This window comes from Colwellia sp. Bg11-12, from assembly GCF_014076955.1.
Lineage (GTDB): Bacteria > Pseudomonadota > Gammaproteobacteria > Enterobacterales > Alteromonadaceae > Colwellia_A.
Map to the genome: position 1 here is coordinate 1 of NZ_JACGUZ010000070.1, position 2072 is coordinate 2072.

At 34.9% G+C, this 2072-nt stretch carries 4 protein-coding genes; all 4 read left to right on the top strand.

The features are described 5' to 3' along the window. Positions 1-139: 139 nt before the first annotated feature. The 4 genes from H4J39_RS08825 (at position 140) to H4J39_RS08840 (ending at position 1878) form a co-directional block, all read left to right on the top strand. Positions 140-379: a hypothetical protein gene (locus H4J39_RS08825; RefSeq protein WP_182227491.1), complete on the top strand. Its 240-nt coding sequence runs from the start codon at positions 140-142 to the stop codon at positions 377-379. A gap of 92 nt (positions 380-471) precedes the next feature. After that, positions 472-687 carry a hypothetical protein gene (locus H4J39_RS08830; RefSeq protein ID WP_182227493.1) on the top strand — a complete coding sequence of 72 codons (216 nt, stop codon included), beginning with the start codon at positions 472-474 and terminating at the stop codon, positions 685-687. A gap of 131 nt (positions 688-818) precedes the next feature. After that, positions 819-1058, top strand: coding sequence for a hypothetical protein (locus tag H4J39_RS08835; RefSeq protein ID WP_182227495.1), 240 nt, complete (start codon positions 819-821; stop codon positions 1056-1058). A 502-nt stretch (positions 1059-1560) separates the two neighbouring features. Next, positions 1561-1878 carry a hypothetical protein gene (locus H4J39_RS08840; protein WP_182224283.1) on the top strand — a complete coding sequence of 106 codons (318 nt, stop codon included), beginning with the start codon at positions 1561-1563 and terminating at the stop codon, positions 1876-1878. Positions 1879-2072: the final 194 nt, after the last annotated feature.

Below are 2072 nucleotides of genomic sequence, written 5' to 3' on the forward strand. Positions count from 1 at the left end.
TAACTGGTTTTATAATAAATTTAACCTAACAAGCAATTCAAACGGACAAAAAACAGTTGGCTGTTTTCACTTCGTTCAACATTTTAGCCAACTAATTTTTGCCGCTTAATATGGGCGTTATGTTGATAAGGATATACTGATGCATAAATATATATATTTAACTGTCTTTTTCTTTTTAAGTGGGTGTTGTGCTTATCCTAAACCTGATGGTTCAGGAGGTAACTGCAAGCATTTTTTGGGTTCTATGCCAATAAAGTCAGATAATGTGAAATGTTTAGATAAAGTTGGAACAGCTAAACAAAAATGTGTCCAACAAGTAAATGCAATCAAAAAATCTATTGAAAATCAACATAACAAGCCATTCAAGCAGGACAAATAACAGTTGGCTATTTGCTCCTTCGTCGCTTATTTTAGCCAACCATTATTTGCCTCTTAATGGGGCGTTATACGTACCAAAAGGATTCAGTTTCAATGAAATATTTATCTTTTATTTTACTTTTGCTTCTTTCTGCATGTAGCACATTTCAACAAGCTGTTTATACAGGCGTATCTGCTGTAACAGGACATGATGGAGCATCCTTAAAATGTGAACAGGGACACGCTCAAGATAGAGTCGATTGTCGTAAAAGGAAGCAAGAACAAGTTGATGCTCTGAATAAATCAATAAAAAAACAAACCGAGCAATAGTACGTATAACAAGCCATTCAAGCAGGACAAATAACAGTTGGCTACTTACTCCTTCGTCGCTTATTTTAGCCAACAATCATTTGCCTCTTAATGGGGCGTTATGTTTACATCGCTAGTGGCGAGGAGTCAGTATGAAATGGATTTACATTTTAATTTTTTGTGTTTATTTATCAGGTTGTAGTTCAAGGCCTTATCCTGCAAATAATAATTGTAATGATCCTGTGTGCAAATCAGCAGCGCTCATCGAAGCAATTATAATTACTAGTAAAAAATCGAGGAAATGTTCTGATATGGATGGAGATGCCCGTCAAGAATGTGAAGGTCAAGTTAAAGCTGTAAAACGCTCAATCAATAAGGCTAAAAGTAAGTAAACATAACAAGCCATTCAAGCAGGACTTTTAACAGTTGGCTAGGTTCCGCTCCGCTTCACATTTTAGCCAACAATTAAAAGCCTCTTAATGGGGCGTTAGGTGTAATCGCCACTTCGTTTTAATTGTTAAAAGTATTTGCCCATTTTTGTTCTGTGTTTGTGTTTAATAAAAGTGGTTTCAGTGTGTTTCGCCAAGTTCTACGTCACTTTCGCAAATAACGTCTGCGGGCATTATTAAAGACAAAATGTCCTTGCGTATTTGCTTATAAAATTTTGGTGTTGTGGGTCAAAATCTAGCAGTTGTGTTTATAAGGTGGCGAATGTAAGATTAACTTTTAGTGTTTGCTTTAAGGTTTTGTATTTACAAACAAACTTCACCTAACAAGCAATTCAAACGGACAAATAACAGTTGGCTAGCTTCGTTCCTCGCAATTTTAGCCAACTATTATTTGCCGCTTAATAGGGCGTTATGTGTTTCTTAATCATGGAGAATTATAAGTATTATGGATAATCAATTTAAAATATCGGGCTGGGCGTTTACCATTTACGGAGCAGTTGCTACATGTGCATTTCTATTTGTATACATATTAGGTATATCGCAACTTTCAAACCTTGATTCATTACCAACGTTTTTAATTCTACTTATAAATATATTATTGGTAGTAAACTTTTTAGCTTGGCTTTGTGGTATTTATCTACTTAAGCAAAGTAAAACTGTTCATAAAATTGCTTTACCTCTTTCTATAATTATTTTGCTAAGCTTTCCTTTTGGAACCATAGTTGGCGGTATATATTTGATGCAACGGTTCAAAAACACATAACAAGCCATTCAAGCAGGACAAATAACAGTTGGCTATTTGCTCCTTCGTCGCTTATTTTAGCCAACTATCATTTGCCTCTTAATGGGGCGTTATATTTTTATCGGAAAGTTGATGCCTATATCACTTAAATTCACTTTAACTTGGTTACTAAGTTTTTTTCTTGCTTCTGTAAGTGTTGCTACCCTGAGAACTAA

Coding starts and splice junctions, on each gene's coding strand:
- H4J39_RS08825 (WP_182227491.1), top strand. CDS start 140: ATGCATAAATATATATATTTAACTGTCTTTTTCTTTTTAAGTGGGTGT.
- H4J39_RS08830 (WP_182227493.1), top strand. CDS start 472: ATGAAATATTTATCTTTTATTTTACTTTTGCTTCTTTCTGCATGTAGC.
- H4J39_RS08835 (WP_182227495.1), top strand. CDS start 819: ATGAAATGGATTTACATTTTAATTTTTTGTGTTTATTTATCAGGTTGT.
- H4J39_RS08840 (WP_182224283.1), top strand. CDS start 1,561: ATGGATAATCAATTTAAAATATCGGGCTGGGCGTTTACCATTTACGGA.